The organism is Brachybacterium sp. AOP43-C2-M15, assembly GCF_052446295.1.
In the GTDB taxonomy this organism is placed as follows: domain Bacteria; phylum Actinomycetota; class Actinomycetes; order Actinomycetales; family Dermabacteraceae; genus Brachybacterium.
The window spans coordinates 194998-208571 of sequence record NZ_JBQSWB010000005.1; the positions used below are offsets into that span (position 1 = coordinate 194998).

Annotated in this window: 11 protein-coding genes; 8 read left to right on the forward strand and 3 right to left on the reverse strand. The window is 71.6% G+C overall.

Features of this window, described 5'->3' with window-relative positions; translation table 11 throughout:
• Window positions 1–6: 6 nt before the first annotated feature.
• Entirely contained in the window at window positions 7–1599 is a 1593-nt protein-coding gene (locus tag ACT3SP_RS07445; protein ID WP_444586628.1) for a L,D-transpeptidase family protein, read from the reverse strand.
• A gap of 412 nt (window positions 1600–2011) precedes the next feature.
• Here ACT3SP_RS07445 and ACT3SP_RS07450 point away from each other — a divergent pair, with 412 nt between their 5' ends.
• The 6 genes from ACT3SP_RS07450 (at window position 2012) to ACT3SP_RS07475 (ending at window position 8668) form a co-directional block, all read left to right on the forward strand.
• Window positions 2012–3028: a bifunctional riboflavin kinase/FAD synthetase gene (locus ACT3SP_RS07450; RefSeq protein WP_444586629.1), complete on the forward strand. Its 1017-nt coding sequence runs from the start codon at window positions 2012–2014 to the stop codon at window positions 3026–3028.
• 150 nt (window positions 3029–3178) lie between these two features.
• Window positions 3179–3448 carry a 30S ribosomal protein S15 gene (gene rpsO / locus ACT3SP_RS07455; RefSeq protein ID WP_444586630.1) on the forward strand — a complete coding sequence of 90 codons (270 nt, stop codon included), beginning with the start codon at window positions 3179–3181 and terminating at the stop codon, window positions 3446–3448.
• A 225-nt stretch (window positions 3449–3673) separates the two neighbouring features.
• Window positions 3674–5941 (forward strand): polyribonucleotide nucleotidyltransferase, encoded by a 2268-nt coding sequence (locus ACT3SP_RS07460; RefSeq protein ID WP_444586699.1) that lies wholly within the window; start codon window positions 3674–3676, stop codon window positions 5939–5941.
• Between the two features lie 137 nt (window positions 5942–6078).
• A complete protein-coding gene (locus tag ACT3SP_RS07465) occupies window positions 6079–7410 on the forward strand; it encodes a M16 family metallopeptidase (protein WP_444586631.1) in 1332 nt (443 codons plus the stop codon).
• A 72-nt stretch (window positions 7411–7482) separates the two neighbouring features.
• A complete protein-coding gene (gene dapB / locus ACT3SP_RS07470) occupies window positions 7483–8250 on the forward strand; it encodes a 4-hydroxy-tetrahydrodipicolinate reductase (RefSeq protein WP_444586632.1) in 768 nt (255 codons plus the stop codon).
• 16 nt (window positions 8251–8266) lie between these two features.
• A complete protein-coding gene (locus tag ACT3SP_RS07475) occupies window positions 8267–8668 on the forward strand; it encodes a hypothetical protein (protein ID WP_444586633.1) in 402 nt (133 codons plus the stop codon).
• Between the two features lie 91 nt (window positions 8669–8759).
• Here ACT3SP_RS07475 and ACT3SP_RS07480 read toward each other — a convergent pair whose 3' ends face one another.
• Together ACT3SP_RS07480 and ACT3SP_RS07485 are read right to left on the reverse strand one after the other, a co-directional pair.
• On the reverse strand, window positions 8760–9074 hold the full coding sequence (locus ACT3SP_RS07480) for an AzlD domain-containing protein (protein ID WP_444586634.1): 315 nt from the start codon (window positions 9072–9074) through the stop codon (window positions 8760–8762).
• Window positions 9071–9844 carry an AzlC family ABC transporter permease gene (locus tag ACT3SP_RS07485; protein WP_444586635.1) on the reverse strand — a complete coding sequence of 258 codons (774 nt, stop codon included), beginning with the start codon at window positions 9842–9844 and terminating at the stop codon, window positions 9071–9073. The genes ACT3SP_RS07480 and ACT3SP_RS07485 overlap by 4 nt, the downstream gene beginning before the upstream one ends.
• Window positions 9845–9917: 73 nt before the next feature.
• Here ACT3SP_RS07485 and ACT3SP_RS07490 point away from each other — a divergent pair, with 73 nt between their 5' ends.
• Both ACT3SP_RS07490 and asnB read left to right on the forward strand, forming a co-directional pair.
• Window positions 9918–10646: an HAD-IA family hydrolase gene (locus tag ACT3SP_RS07490; protein ID WP_444586636.1), complete on the forward strand. Its 729-nt coding sequence runs from the start codon at window positions 9918–9920 to the stop codon at window positions 10644–10646.
• Window positions 10647–10817: 171 nt separating this feature from the next.
• A complete protein-coding gene (gene asnB, locus ACT3SP_RS07495) occupies window positions 10818–13574 on the forward strand; it encodes an asparagine synthase (glutamine-hydrolyzing) (protein WP_444586637.1) in 2757 nt (918 codons plus the stop codon).

Consider the following 13574-nt stretch of genomic DNA (forward strand, 5'->3'; position numbering starts at 1 on the left):
TCGAGGTCAGTGGTGGACCACCGTCTTGGTGCCGATGCTGGCCCAGTCGTAGAGCCACTTGGCATCCGAGACCGGCATGTTGATGCAGCCGTGGGAGCCCGAGTACCCGAAGGACGAGCGCCACGGAGCTCCGTGGAAGCCGTACCCGTTGTGGAAGTACTGCACCCAGGGGACGTCCGGCGTGTAGTAGTACCGCGGGTCGTCCTCGTCGTAGTAGCCCGCGTTGGTCATGTCCTGCCGGTCGTAGCGCAGGTAGATCTCGAAGGTGCCGGTGACGGTCTCGTTGCCCTCCTTGCCGTCGACCATCGAGCGGGGGCCCCACACCGGGGTGTCGCCCACGTAGGCCGTCACGGTCTTGTTGGAGAGGTCCACGTCGATCCACTTCTCACCGGTGGGCGCGGCGGGTGCCTCGTCCTCCTCGTCCTCGGACTTCGCGTCGTCGTCGGACTTCTCGTCCTCGTCCTTCGCGTCCTCGTTCGTGGAGTCCTCGTCGGACTCCTCGTCGTCCTCGGACTTCGGCGCGTCGACCTGCTCGACCTCGGACTCGAGCTTCCGGGTCTCGAAGGCGGCCTCGAGGGGCGTGGTGCCCTTGAGCGCGGTGATCAGCTCGTCGGCGACCGCGTCGGTGTTGGTGATCTCCAGGCCGTCCTTCTTCTCGGTGAGGACCTTGACCACCTCGCCGTCCTCGTCGATCTGCTCGATGCCGTCCTCGGGGTCGACGGCGTCGCTGTCGGCACGGGCCGCGACCCACTCGCGCACCGAGTCCTCGTCCACCGCGATGGTCAGCGTCCGCTCGGACTCGTCGGGGACCACGGAGATCCAGCTGTTGCGGCGCTCGGCGGAGACCTCATGGGTCTCACCGTCGGCGCCGGAGATGGACATCGGCTGCTCGAGCAGATCGGCGATGGTGCCGACGACCTCCTCGGCGTCCTCGGTGGTGATCGAGGGGGCGATCTCCTCGACCGGCTGCTCGACGCTGAAGTCCTCGAGGGCGGGGGCGCTCTTCGTCACGGCGTCCACCAGGGTCTGCGGATCCACGCCCTGGCCGTTGGTGCCGGGGACGGCGTTCCAGACCTGCTCGTCCTCGTCGAAGGTGACCTTCGCATCCACGGGGGAGGTGCGGTCCTCGGGGATCAGCCCCTCGGCGAACTCCGCGGTCCTCGCCTCGTCGACGGAGACCACGGGGGCCACCGCGTGCTCGCCCGACCAGGTCGAGGCGATCACGCTGGGGAAGGAGTCGTCGCGGTCCACCGCTGCGTGGGCGGTGGCGTCGGCGTCGACGTCCGCGCCGAGCTCGGCGAGGGTCGCCTCGACCTGCTGGTCGCCGGCGGTGACCTCGACGGTCACGGACTCGGCGCGCTCGGCGACGAGGGCGGAGATCTCCTCAGGGGTCTTCCCGGCGACGTCCTGCCCGAGCACCGTGGTGCCCGGGAGCGCGCGGCCGTCGAACTGCTTGGCGTAGGCCAGCGCCCCGCCGGTGAGCACGACGGCGATGACGGCGATGATCGCCACCAGGAGGAGGGCGACCCGCCGACGGCCGCGGCGGTCGGTGGGTCGGGACGGGCCGCCCAGCGCGGCCGTGTCGGTCACGTTCGTCATGGATTCCGATCCGTTCTCGGCGGCCGTCGTGACTGCTCCCGCTGCATCGCACGGAAGGGCACAGGGGTCCCTCCCCGGCGCCGCCTTGCCCCTCAGACTAACGGAGCGTCGGCGCGACGGGACAGAGGACCGGAGTCCGACCTTCGTCACAGCGCACGCGCCGACGGGCGGTCAGCAGGGGATCCGGCGGGATCTTCGTGACAGTGCCACGGTGTGTCGACGTGAACCGGCGACGTCCTCGCGACCTCCTCGCCGAGCGCTACAGTGTGCACCGGCGTTCCCGACGCCGCGCCGCACTCCGGCGCCCGCCCTCGGCGCGCACCCTGCCCCTCGGTGCGCACCCAGCCTCTCGGTGCGAGCACCCTGCCCCACGGTGCGAGCGCACCCCGCCCCGGAAGGACCTGACCGCGTCGTGACCCGCGTCCCCATCTGGCACTCCGTGCAGGAGGTGCCCGCCGATCTCGGTGCGACCGCGGTCTCGATCGGCAACTACGACGGGGTCCACCGCGGACACCGCTTCGTGCTGGACCAGCTCCGCCGCCACGCGGACGCCCGCTCGCTCGCCCCCGTCGCCCTCACCTTCTGGCCGCATCCGCGCCACGTGATGGGCGACCCCGCCCGGACACCGCTGCTGACCGGCCACGAGGACCGCGACCGGCTGCTCCTGCTGGCCGGGATGCACGGGGTGCTCGATCTCGAGTTCACCCTCGACTTCGCCCAGCACTCGCCCGAGGACTTCGTGCGGATCTTCCTGGTCGAGGGTCTGGGGGCCGAGTGCATCGTGCTGGGGGAGGACGCACTGTTCGGCCGCGCCAACTCCGGCGACATCCGCACCATGCGCTCTCTCGGCGAGTCGCTGGGATTCGAGGTGGTCACGGTCGACGAGCTCGGCCCCGAGGGCACCGGGAGCGGCCGCATCTCCTCCTCCGGCATCCGCCGCGACCTGCTCGAGGGCGAGGTGCGGGTCGCGAACGAGGCGCTGGGTCGGCTCCACACGGTCACCGACGTCGTGCACCACGGCTTCCGGCGCGGTCGCGAGCTCGGCTTCCCGACGGCGAACCTGGGCCCGCACCCGGCCGGGCTGATCCCCGCCGACGGCGTCTACGCCGGCTTCCTCACCGTCACCGAACAGGCACCCGCGCACCTCGGCGTCACCCCCCTGGCCGGGGCGCCCGCCACCATCTCGATCGGCACCAACCCCACCTTCGAGCCCGACGGCGCGCCCGAGCGCACCGTCGAGGCCTACGTCCACGGCGCCCACGACCTGGATCTCTACGGGGACACCGTGCGTCTCGAGTTCGTCGAGTACCAGCGCCCCACGCTGAAGTTCGACTCCGTCGAGGCGCTGGTCGAGCAGATGGCCAGGGACGTCGAGGTGACCCGTCGCACTCTCGCCGCGGAGACCTCCCGTCGCGAGAGCGCCGACTGATATCCTTCCGGGGCCGTCACATCGGCCGCGGAGAGCGATCCCACCCCATCTCGCAGCACCTGCCCTCGGGCTCGTGCGCTCGGGGCCCGCTCGTCCCAGAGCCCGGACATCAGGTCCCGGAGCGCCGCGCAACGACCCAAGGAGAACCACATGGCCTTCGACACCGCCACCAAGCAGGCGATCATCTCGGAGTACGCGACCGGCGAGGGCGATACCGGTTCGCCCGAGGTCCAGGTCGCGCTCCTGACCCACCGCATCACCTACCTGACCGAGCACCTCAAGACCCACAAGCACGACCACCACACGCGTCGTGGTCTGATGCTGCTGGTCGGTCAGCGCAAGCGCCTCCTGCAGTACCTGCAGAGCGTCGACATCGAGCGGTACCGTTCGCTGATCAAGCGTCTCGGCCTCCGCCGGTGATCCTCGCCGCCGCTCGCCCCTGAGGGCGGGCGGCGGTTTCATGTGCCCGTCGCGATCATCGCGACGGGCGCCCTCGTCCCCCGCCCCGACCAGGTTCGGTCCTCGGCAGTGATCTGCGGAGACGGAGACAGAGACCCGGAGCTCCGGAGTCCTCCGCCCGCCGCGGATGACTGACGAAGGCCGCGCCGGCAGGGCACCCCTTCACTCAAGGAGATACACATGGCCATGGAAGGCCCTGACATCACCGCCACCACCGCAGTCATCGACAACGGCTCCTACGGCCGTCGCGAGGTCCGCTTCGAGACCGGGCGTCTCGCCCAGCAGGCCGCCGGCGCCGTCGCCGTCTACCTCGACGACGACACCATGGTGTTCTCGGCGACCGCCGTGTCGAACAAGCCGAAGGACCACTTCGACTTCTTCCCGCTCACCATCGACGTCGAGGAGCGGATGTACGCCGCGGGTCGCATCCCCGGCTCGTTCTTCCGTCGTGAGGGCCGTCCCGGCACCGACGCCGTCCTCGCGTGCCGTCTCACCGACCGCCCGTTGCGCCCGGCCTTCGTCAAGGGCCTGCGCAACGAGGTCCAGGTCGTCCTGACCGTCATGGCCTGCGGGCCGGACGACGCCTACGACGTCGTCGGCATCAACGGCGCCTCCGCCTCCACCCAGATCTCCGGACTGCCCTTCTCCGGCCCCGTCGGCGGTGTGCGCATCGCCCTCATGCCCGACGCCCAGGGCGGCGGCCAGTGGGTCGCGTTCCCGACCTTCTCCCAGCTCGACGAGGCCGTCTTCTCGATGGTCGTCGCCGGCCGCATCGTGGAGGACGAGGCGGGGAACCAGGACGTCGCGATCATGATGGTCGAGGCCGAGGCCACCGACAACGCCTGGACCCTCATCAAGGAGCAGGGCGCGATCGCCCCGACCGAGTCCGTGGTCGCCGAGGGCCTCGAGGCCGCGAAGGTGTTCATCCGCAGCCTCTGCGTCGCCCAGCAGGAGCTGGCCGACAAGGCCGCCAAGCCGGTGCGCGAGTTCCCGCTGTTCCTGGACTACCAGGAGGACGCCTACGGCATCGTCGAGTCCGCCGCGGCCGACCGTCTCGCCGAGGTCATGTCCATCGCCGCCAAGACCGAGCGCGAGGAGCGCACCGAGCAGCTGCTCGCCGAGGTCACCGAGGAGCTCTCCGCCGAGGGTGCGCAGCTCGAGGGCCGCGAGAAGGAGGTCTCCGGGGCGTTCCGCTCTCTGACCAAGCAGGTCGTGCGCAAGAAGGTCCTCACCGAGGGCGTCCGCATCGACGGCCGTGGACTGCGCGACATCCGTGCGCTCTCCGCCGAGGTCGAGGTGCTCCCGCGGGTCCACGGCTCCGCCCTGTTCCAGCGCGGCGAGACCCAGATCCTGGGCGTCTCCACGCTGAACATGCTCAAGATGGAGCAGCAGATCGACTCCCTCGGGCCGGTCGAGCGCAAGCGCTACGTCCATCACTACAACTTCCCGCCGTACTCCACCGGCGAGACCGGTCGCGTCGGCTCCCCAAAGCGGCGCGAGATCGGCCACGGCATGCTCGCCGAGCGCGCGATCACGCCCGTCCTGCCCGGCCGCGAGGAGTTCCCCTACGCGATCCGGCAGGTCTCCGAGGCCCTCGGCTCCAACGGCTCCACCTCGATGGGCTCGGTCTGCGCCTCGACCCTGTCGCTGCTGAACGCCGGTGTGCCGCTGCGCGCCCCGGTGGCGGGCATCGCCATGGGACTGATCTCCGACACCGTCGACGGTGAGACCCGCTATGCGGCCCTCACCGACATCCTCGGTGCCGAGGACGCCTTCGGCGACATGGACTTCAAGGTCGCCGGAACCTCCGAGTTCGTCACCGCGATCCAGCTCGACACCAAGCTCGACGGCCTCCCCGCCTCCGTGCTCACCGGTGCGCTGTCCCAGGCCCACGAGGCCCGCCTCGCGATCCTGGGCGTGCTCGGCGAGGCGATCGACGCCCCCGACGAGATGAGCCCCTACGCCCCGCGCGTCCTCGCGGTCACCGTCCCGGTCGACAAGATCGGCGCGGTCATCGGCCCGAAGGGCCAGATGATCAACCAGATCCAGGACGACACCGGTGCGGACATCACCATCGAGGACGACGGCACCGTGTACATCGGCGCCACCGACGGCCCCTCGGCGGAGGCCGCGCGCTCCGCGGTCAACGCGATCGCCAACCCGATGGTCCCCGAGGTCGGCGAGCGCTACCTCGGCACCGTCGTGCGCGTGGTCGACTTCGGCGCCTTCGTCTCGCTGACCCCGGGCAAGGACGGTCTGCTCCACGTCACCCAGCTGCGCAAGCTCAACGGCGGCAAGCGGGTCGAGAACGTCGAGGACGTCGCCAAGGTCGGTCAGAAGATCGAGGTCGAGATCCGGGAGATCGACGCCCGCGGCAAGATCTCCCTCGGCGTGATCGAGGACGAGGAGGGCTCCGAGGAGTCCGCCTCCTCCGAGGCCGACGCCGCGGTGTGATCCACCCGTCGGCTCCGGCCGGCGCGACGTGACGGGGAGGCATCCGCGAGGGTGCCTCCCCGTCGCGTCCGTGCCCGGAGGGCGGAGGTGGCGCAGCGCACGACCGCGCACGGGCCGGAGCGTGGAACAATCGATCGATGCCTCTCGACCTTGTCTACGACGATCCCGCCTCCGACGTGATGCTGGACGCCGCCACCGGCGTGCGGCGCAGCATCCTTCCCGGAGGAGTCCGCCTGCTCACCCAGACCGACCGCAGCGTGCGCAGCGCCAGCATCGGACTGTGGCTCCCGGTGGGCTCCCGCGACGAGGCACCGGCCCATGCGGGCTCGACCCACGCGCTCGAGCACCTGCTGTTCAAGGGCACCCGCCGGCGCAGCGCGATGGACATCGCCGCCGCCTTCGACGAGGTGGGCGGCGACTCCAACGCCGTCACCGCCAAGGAGCACACGCTCTACTACGGTCGGGTCCGCTCGGCCGACGTGCCGATGGCGGTGGACGTCCTCACCGACATGATCACCGCGAGCGTGCTCGAGCAGGACGCCCTGGCCACCGAGCGCGAGGTCATCCTCGAGGAGCTCGCGATGGCCGAGGACGACCCGAACGACATCGGCTACGAGACCTTCCTCGCGGACGTGCTGGGGCCCGACACGGCGCTCGGCCGGCCCGTCGGCGGGACCGCCGCAAGCGTGGACGCGCTGGACATCGCGGACGTGCGGGCGCACTACGGCGAGCACTACCGCCCGGACAACCTGGTGGTCACCGCCGTCGGCGACATCGACCACGAGGAGCTGTCGGGCCTGCTGCAGGCCGGTCTGGCGCGCGGCGGGTGGTCCCTGAGGCAGGGAGCGCTGCCCTCGCACCGATCGCGCGAGACGGCGGGCGCGACGGCTGCCGGCGCCCCCGGCGACGTCGCCGCGCTCGCCCCGCACCGTCTCCTGCGGCCCACCGAGCAGAACCACATCTACCTCGGCGGCCGCGGACTCACCGCACTCAGCGAGGACCGCCACGCCCTCTCGGTGCTGATGTCCGTGCTCGGCGGCGGGATGTCCTCGCGACTGTTCCAGAACATCCGCGAACAGCGGGGCCTGGCCTACTCGGTGTACTCCTTCAGCGCCGGGTACCGCGATGCGGGCCTGTTCGGGATGTACGCCGCCTGCCGGCCCGGGCGCACCACCCAGGTGGTCGAGCTGCTCGCCGAGGAGCTGGCGCGGATGGGCGCCGAGGGCATCGACGAGCTCGAGCTCTCCCGTGCCAAGGGACAGATCACCGGCTCCTTCGCCCTGGGGCTCGAGGACACCAGCTCGCGGATGGGCCGCCTGGGCACCATCGAGCTCGTCCACGGCCGCTACACCAGCGTCGACGAGACCCTCGAGCGGATCGGCGCGGTCGACGTCCGCGACGTGCGCCACCTCGCCGCTCGCCTGGCAGACTCCTTCAGCAGCCGGGTCGAGGTCGGTCCCGAGGGCTGAGCGCGCGAGCGCTGACCACCTGCTCGACCCCTTCCCGCACCACCCCCGCCGTCGACCTCCGAGGAGATCCCCATGGACCAGACCCCGTCCCGCCCCACCCGCGTCGCCGTGCTCGGGGCCTCCGGACGCATGGGCGCCGCCGCCTGCCGCGCCGTCGACGAGGCCCCCGATCTCGAACTGGTCGCGGGCATCGGCCGCGGTGACTCCCTGGACGCGGTCGCCGAGGCCGGTGCCGAGGTCGCGATCGATCTCACCGTCCCCTCCGCGACCGCCCAGAACGTCGGATGGCTCGTCGAGCACGGCATCCATGCGGTGGTCGGCACCACCGGCTGGACCGAGGACGGGCTCGAGAGGCTGCGCGCACGGCTGGACGGGGCACCGGGCGTGGGCGTGCTGATCGCGCCGAACTTCGCGATCGGCGCGGTGCTCGCGATGCGCTTCGCCGAGGTCGCGGCGCGTTATTACGACAGCGCCGAGATCATCGAGATGCACCACGAGAACAAGCTCGACGCCCCCTCCGGCACCGCCCGCCACACGGCGTCGGCGATCGCCCGCGGCCGCGCCGCCGCGGGGCTCGGCGAGGTGCCGGACGCGACCGAGAAGGACCCCGACGGCGCCCGCGGCGCCGTGGTCGACGGCATCCACGTCCACGCCGTGCGCCAGCGCGGCCTGGTCGCCCACGAGGTGGTCCAGTTCGGCGGGGTGGGGGAGCAGTTCGTGCTCCGCCACGATTCCTTCGACCGCATCAGCTTCATGCCCGGCGTGCTGCTGGGCGTGCGCGAGGTCGCCGCGCACCCGGGCCTCACCGTGGGCCTGGACGGCTACATGGATCTCGGCTGAGACGGGTCCCGCGCACATGAAGGACAGAATCCTCGTCACCGTCCTGGTCCTGGTCACCGCGGCGTACGCCTGGGGCCTGGGCTGGATCGCCTGGGGCTTCGTCCGTGCCGGGTCCGCGCTGGGGTACGGCATGGCCCTCGGCATCGCGATCCTGCTCGTGCTCACCGTGTGGGTGACCTGGCGCGAGGTGCTGTTCGGTCTCTCCGCCGGGCGGTTGGCAGGACGGTACGAGCCGCCGCCCGGGGCGATCGACGGGGATCCCCGCGAGGAGTTCGAGGCCGCCCGCACCGCGCTCGAGGACGGTGCCGGGAGCGAATGGCGCGCCTGGTTCCGGCTCGCGCTCGCCTACGACGCGCTGCGCGACCGCAAGGGGGCGCGCATGGCCACCAGGAGGGCGATCGACGCCGCGCGGGGCTGAGCGTCGCGGGGCGAGGGCCGCTCACCTCCACGAGAGCCCCGGTTCTACGAGAGCCCCGGTCCCCGCGCGTCCCGTCACCGTGAGCGGCGACTCAGGCCCAGCCCAGCGCCCGCAGCCCTGCCGCGACCGCGGCGGCCGCGATCACGACCACGAGGAACGGAGCGCGCAGCGCGAGGAGCACCATCGCCGCGGCGAGGCCGGCGAGCCGGGCGTCCAGCACGATCTGGGCACCGCTGGTCGCGGTCTGCGCGGCCACCAGCGCCCCCAGCAGCGCGATGGGCAGAAGGGTCGTGATCCGGGAGACCCGCGGCCGCTCGAGCACGTCCGGAGGGGCCTGATAGCCCAGCCACTTCTGGCCGAAGGACAGCACCGACGCGGCGATCACCGCGATCCACAGCAGGCTCATCGGGGTCCCTCCTCCTCGGCGCCGCGCGCGTCCCCCGTCCGAGGGCCCGAGCCGTGGACGGGCCGGTGCCGGGAGGGCAGCAGACCTGCGACCACCGCCACCGCGGCAGCGGCCAGCACCGGCAGGCCCGGCGGGAGCGACGGGGCCGTGACCAGGGCCACGAGGGCGGCGGCCACCGCGATCGCGACCGCCTCCCCGCTGCGCAGACGCGGCCACAGCAGGGCGAGGAAGGCGGCGGCCGCAGCGGCATCCAGGCCCCACGCCGCAGGATCGGCGACGAACTGGCCGGCCAGCGCGCCCACCAGGGAGAACAGGTTCCAGAAGACGTACACCCAGACGCCGGCGGCCCAGAACCCGGCGCGCTTCTCCTCGGTCGTGGTGCCGGAGGCCGCCAGCGCCGCGGACTCGTCGATCGTCAGCTGCGCCCGGGCGAACCCGCGCAGTCCGCCGCGCGGCAGGGAGGGGGCGAGGATCAGGCCGTACAGGGTGTTGCGGATCCCCAGCAGGACCGAGGCGAGCGCCGCGCCGAGCGCCGAGCCGCCGCCTCCGACCACACCGATGAAGGCGAACTGGCTGCCGCCGGTGAACATCACCGCGGAGAGCACCATCGCCTGCCACACGTCGAGCCCCGAGGCGGTCGCCAGAGCGCCGAAGGAGATTCCGTACAGACCGGTGGCGACGCCGATGGAGAGCCCGGTCCGCCGGATCGTGCGCACCCGTCGCTCGGCCGTGGGGCGCGGGCCGGGGGCCGTCGGTGACGCGGTGCTCATGATGCTCGACACTCTACGATCACCTGCACGGATGCGGTGCACCGGTCCGCGGGGGATATGAGATTCTGGAACCATGACCGCTGCTTCGGACCCCGCTCCCGCCCTGGCCCCGGAGCTGCCCCTGCCGGCGCGCGCCGACGCGCTGCTGCTCGACATGGACGGCACCCTCATCGACTCGGGACCGGCGGTCGAGAGATCCTGGAACCAGCTGCTGGGCGAGCTCGGCACGGACCTCGAGTTCGGCCCGGAGCAGCACGGCAGGCCCGCCCGTCAGGTGCTCGCCGAGCTCCTGCCCGAGCTCGACGACTCCCGGCTCGACGCGGCCCATCGGCGCATCGAGGAGCTCGAGATCTCCGACCTCGAGGGGATCGTGGTGCTGCCGGGCACTGAACGGTTCCTGCGCGAGCTCGACGAGGCCGCCGCACAGCTGGGACGTCCCACCTGGACGATCGTCACCTCCTGCACCCGGGAGCTGTTCGAGGCCCGTTGGTCGCGCACCGGTCTCGCCGTTCCCGCCGGCATGGTCACGGCCGACCAGGTCCGTCGCGGCAAGCCGGACCCGGAGGCCTACCTGCTCGGCGCCGAGCGGCTGGGTCGACCGATCACGGACTGCATCGTCGTCGAGGACTCCCTCGGGGGTCTGCGCTCGGGCACGAGCGCCGGTGCCGGCACCGTCGCCGTGACCAGCACCACCGCCGCCGGGGACCTCGCGCCGCTCGCGGGAGCGCTGGTCACGTCGCTGGACGACCTCGAGATCGGCGTCGACGGCGAGGATCTCGTGCTCTCCCGCCGGGGCCGCTGAATCTCACGTCGCGCCTGCCTCGGGGCGCCTCGCCCCGTTGATAGGCTCAGGCGGCCGAACCCGGTCCGCCCGCGCACCCGGAGCCGTCGGAGGCGTGTCCCACGCCCCACCGCCCCGGGACGAGCCTCCGGGCTGCGGAACGCAGTCGACCCCCTCGAAAGGACCCGTCCCATGTGCGGAATCGCCGGCACCTACGGATTCGGCGCTGACACCGAGGGCATCGCCCGCCGGATGAGCAGCGCACTGGCCCACCGCGGTCCCGACGGCGAGGGTCTCTTCGCCGACGGCGAGACCGGACTCGCCCACCGCCGGCTGGCCATCATCGACCGTGAGCACGGCGCACAGCCCATGACCACGGCGGACGGCCGCTACACGATCGTCTACAACGGCGAGACCTACAACTACCTCGAGCTGCGGGCGGAGCTCGAGGAGCTCGGGCACAGCTTCCGCACGGACTCGGACACCGAGGTGCTGCTCGAGGCGCACGCGGAATGGGGCACTGCGGCCTACGACCGCTTCAACGGCATGTTCGCCTTCGCGATCCACGACGCCGAGACCGGCACCGTCACCATCGCCCGGGACCACTTCGGCATCAAGCCGCTCTACTACTGGATCGACCCCGCCGCGGGCGAGGGCGCCCCGCGGGTCGTGTTCGGCTCCGAGGTCCGCTCGCTGCTGGCCGCTCGCGTGTTCGAGGCCGCGCCGGACCACCGCGCCGTCTACCGCTACCTGAAGTTCCGCATCCAGGACGACGACTCGCAGACCTTCTTCGCCGGGGTCAGCCGGCTGATGTCGGGAGAGGTGCTCGAGATCCGTCCCGACGGCACCGAGGTCACCTCCTTCACCCGCCTCCAGGAGGAGCTGCGAGAGATCGCGGCCCGTCCCAGCCGCGCCTACGACCAGTCGGTCGTGGACGAGTACCGTGAGCGCTTCCAGGAGTCGGTGCGACTGCGCCTGCAGTCCGAGGTCCCCGTCGGCACCTCGCTGTCCGGCGGCCTCGACTCCTCCGCGGTGGCCGCGGTCATCGCCCGCCAGCTGCGCGAGCAGCCCGGCGACGAGGGCTACAGCGCTGTCGGCTCCCGGCAGAACACCTTCTCGGCCGTGTTCCCCAACTCCTCCAACGACGAGGAGCGCTACGTCGACGCGCTGCTGGACGACTACCGCGGCCAGATCACCTCTCACAAGATCCGTCCCCGCCCCGACGCCTTCCTGGAGGACCTGCACGACTTCGTGCGCACCCAGGAGGAGCCGATCATCTCCACCGGCCCCTACGCGCAGTACGCGGTGATGCGCGAGGCCAGCGACCACGTCACGGTGCTGCTGGACGGCCAGGGCGCCGACGAGATGATGGCGGGCTACAACCCCTACTTCTACGTCTACCTGCGTCAGCTGCGCCGCCAGAAGCGGTTCAAGGAGCTCGCGAGCGAGATCGCCGGCTCCCGCGACATCCTCCGCAAGCTCGCCCGCACCAAGTTCTCCGGCCGCACCTCGGTGCCGATCGAGGCGCTGCTGAACTCGGGCTTCGTGGCCGATCACAGCGGTGAGAAGGTCAGCTCGGTCCAGGACGATCTCAAGGAGCGCCTGCTCGAGGACACCTTCCGCGCCTCGCTGCCCTCGCTGCTGCGCTACGAGGACAAGAACACGATGCGCTTCAGCATCGAGGGCCGTGTCCCGTTCGTCGACAAGGAGCTGCTGAAGTTCCTGTTCTCCCTCGACGAGTCCGCGATCATCCACGACGGCTGGAACAAGCGGATCCTGCGCGAGTCCATGGACGGGATCCTGCCCGACATGATCTCCCAGCGGCGCAACAAGATCGGGTTCACCACCCCGGAGGGGGAGTGGTTCCGCTCGATCGCCCCGCAGCTGCGGGAGGTGTTCGCCTCGGAGTCCTTCGCCTCGCGCCCCTTCTTCGACGCCCCGAGCGTGCTCGCGCTGTTCGACGACTACATCGCGCACCCCGAGAACCACGGGACGCTCATGTTCTGGCGCCTGCTGAACGTCGAGCTGTGGATGCGCACCTTCTTCGACGACGCCGAGGGCGCGGTCCGTGCGCTCGGCGGCTCGGCGGACGAGGCCGCGACGTCCCCCGCCCCGGCGCCGGACGCACCGCGCGCCGTCCCGGCCGTGGAGCCCGCCGAGGCGGCCAAGAGCGACTACGTCGCCAACCCCGAGAAGGAGCTCGACCTGGTCTCCGCCGTCGACTCCCGCACCTGGCGCCGCCTGCCGCTGCAGACCGCCCTGGTCAGCCGGGAGGACGACGTCGAGTCGCTGGTCCGCGAGCGCGTCGAGAGCTTCGCCGCGGGCCTGCCGGGCGACCTGGTCCCGGACGGCGCGCCCTGGTACTTCGTGATCAGCGAGAAGATCGTCGCGATCACCCAGGGACGCTCCTGGTACACCTGGGAGATCCGCCCCCGCCGCTCCGCGAAGGTGCTCAGCCGCTTCGTCAGCCGCACCCCCGCGGGCATCGGCCTGGGCGATCCCACCACCATGGAGCTCGCGATCCGCGAGGTCGGCCTGCCTCGCGTGCTCGCCGCCTCCGCCGCGGGCGCCGCCGGCAAGGCCATCGGTCGCAAGGGACTGTTCTACGAGGTCGTCGGCGCGAACGTGCGGGCGATCGACGGGCCCACGCCCTATTCCGCCTTCCCCTCGAACGTCTCCGCGAAGCTGCCCCCGAAGGATCCGGACGCCGTCTCCGCGCGGATCTCCGCCGCGATCCGCGGCGCGGACATCCCGACCTGGCTCCGCGACAGCTTCGTGGGCACCGTGGTGATGGACGCCAACGACATCGGCCGCAACGTGCTGGGGTCCGACGTCGCGACCCCGCACGAGAACCTCGAGGCGACCTTCGCGGACAATCCGCTGGGCCAGGGGCGCCAGCGCACCCCGCTCGCGATCCTCGTCGATCTCGGCATCGCGTCACAGCGCTGA